Raw genomic sequence first — 1,968 nt, 5'->3', positions numbered from 1 at the left:
GAGTCTCTACATGAAGAAATCCAGATTCAGCGAAGCGCAGATAGTCGGCATCCTCAAGGAAGTCGAGATGGGCACCAAGGTCGGCGAGACATGCAGAAAGCACGGCATCAGCGAACAGACCTACTGCAAGTGGAAGGGTCAACTCTCGGGCATGACGGCCTCGCACCTGGCGCAGCTTCGTCAGTTGCAGGACGACAACGCCAAGCTCAAGCGCATGTACGCCGACCTGGACATGGCGCTGAATCCGCGTCACGGCTTTGGACTGCTCCACGACAGCGCCCGTCATGAAGGCAAGCCCTGGGGCAAGACGGTGCTCTGGCGCATGCACTGCGAACTGCGGCTGAATCTGCCGCGGCGCGGCAAGAAACGGCTGCCAGCGCGCATCAAACAGCCTCTGCAGGCCGCAGGCCAACCCAACCAAGGCTGAACATCTCTGATGCGCCGTGATCCGACCGGCGGTTCAGGACCTTCAACGTCATCGACGAATTCAACCTCGAAGGGCTGCGCATCGAGGTCGATACCAGCCTGCCTGCTGGACGGGTTATCCAGGCCCTGAACGAACTGGTGGAGGCGCGTGGTGCGCCACTGTCGATTCGTCTGGACAACGGCCCCGAGTTCATCGCCCGCGCCCTGTCCGAATGGGCGAAATCCAAGGGCATTACTCTCAATCGCCTCCAGCCGGGAAAGCCGACGCAGAACGCATATCGAAGGGATTCTGGGGAACAGCACAGCCCTTCAATCAGTAGAACTACGAGCCAAATCAAGAGCTTGCGGATCGTTCCGGATGGACTTTGATAGCGCATAGTCTTTTGGCGCAATATCCGTAACCCAAGGGTATTCCCTAAACTCCGCACCACATTAGTGCGTCGCGCACAGGTATGCGCCGAAACCGCACTCTGAAACCGATGAGCTCTAACAAGAGCTGCCTTACACCCCAGTTGGCGATTTCCACATGGCTTTTATTGAATTCGACACCCGTACCTACCCCCGGCACGAGCGCACCGACGCCGTACGGGAGACATGCGCTGCTTTAGCTAATATGGCGCCCGACGTCACTGAGGACGGCGCACTGAGCCTGGCCATGCGGATTCGCTTGCTGCCCGGCGTCTCCGTGGCTGCTGTTGAGTGCTCACCTCTAGGGGTTCATCGCAGTGCTCGCCAGCTTGCCGACGGCAACGACGATGTGCTGTTATTCCTGAACCCCGGAAACCCAGAGCAAAGGGGCGGGGATGGGGCGTGGGTAGTGCGCCAGCGTGGGCTAGGACAACAGGGTGAAATCGCCAGTGTTGACGGTGCGGGCTGCCTAGCCTTGAACGAGCGTGCCGGGGGCATCGATTTCCATGGCATCCAATCCAAATGTGTACTAATTGCCTTTGCACGCGAACGCCTGTTACCTCAGGTAGATGACGTGGACCGTGTCCTGCGGGAAGGTTTGGTCAACACCCTGCCCCTGCGGCTACTGGTTCGGCAGGCGCTGGAGATGACCCGGCCCAGCAGCCCGCGCAACACCAGCGATGCCGAGCGCCTGCGCCTCAGCGACCAGTTGCTCGACCTCGGTGCATTGGCATTGGGGGCCACACCGCAGGCTCAGCAACGCGCCAGCACCCGTGGCCTGCGACAGGCGCGGCTCAAAGCCATCCAAGCAGATTTGCGCGTCCATGCATGGCGTGGCGACCTCTCACTGGAATGGGCGGCGGCGCGCCACGGTATTTCCGTCCGTTATGTGCGAGCCTTGTTCGAGCAAGAAGGTACCTCTTTTAGCGACTATCTGCTGGAGCAGCGCTTGCAGCGCGCATTCAGCCAACTAGCGTGCCCGCGACATCTGGGCAGCACAGTCAGCGACATCGCGTATGCCTCGGGCTTTAACAACCTCTCTTGGTTCTACCGAGCCTTCAAACAACGCTTTTCCGCAGCGCCCAGCGACATACGACAGTCGCATGCGCTAGGCATGTCGGCATAAATTCGCCT

The 1,968-nt window shown here is 60.1% G+C and carries 2 protein-coding genes and 1 pseudogene; all 3 read left to right on the top strand.

What is annotated here, in order from left to right:
* Window positions 1-427: transposase (locus AB7E35_RS09090; RefSeq protein WP_428167441.1), on the top strand; the 427-nt coding region annotated here is incomplete at its 5' end.
* Window positions 428-453: 26 nt separating this feature from the next.
* Window positions 454-705: pseudogene (locus AB7E35_RS09085) on the top strand (DDE-type integrase/transposase/recombinase); the annotation flags it as partial.
* Between the two features lie 247 nt (window positions 706-952).
* Entirely contained in the window at window positions 953-1,960 is a 1,008-nt protein-coding gene (locus AB7E35_RS09080; protein WP_428167440.1) for a helix-turn-helix transcriptional regulator, read from the top strand.
* Window positions 1,961-1,968: the final 8 nt, after the last annotated feature.

Origin of the sequence: Diaphorobacter sp., from assembly GCF_050251835.1 — a bacterium.
Lineage (GTDB): Bacteria > Pseudomonadota > Gammaproteobacteria > Burkholderiales > Burkholderiaceae_C > JBFXIE01.
This window is presented reverse-complemented; position numbering and strand designations above follow the sequence as displayed.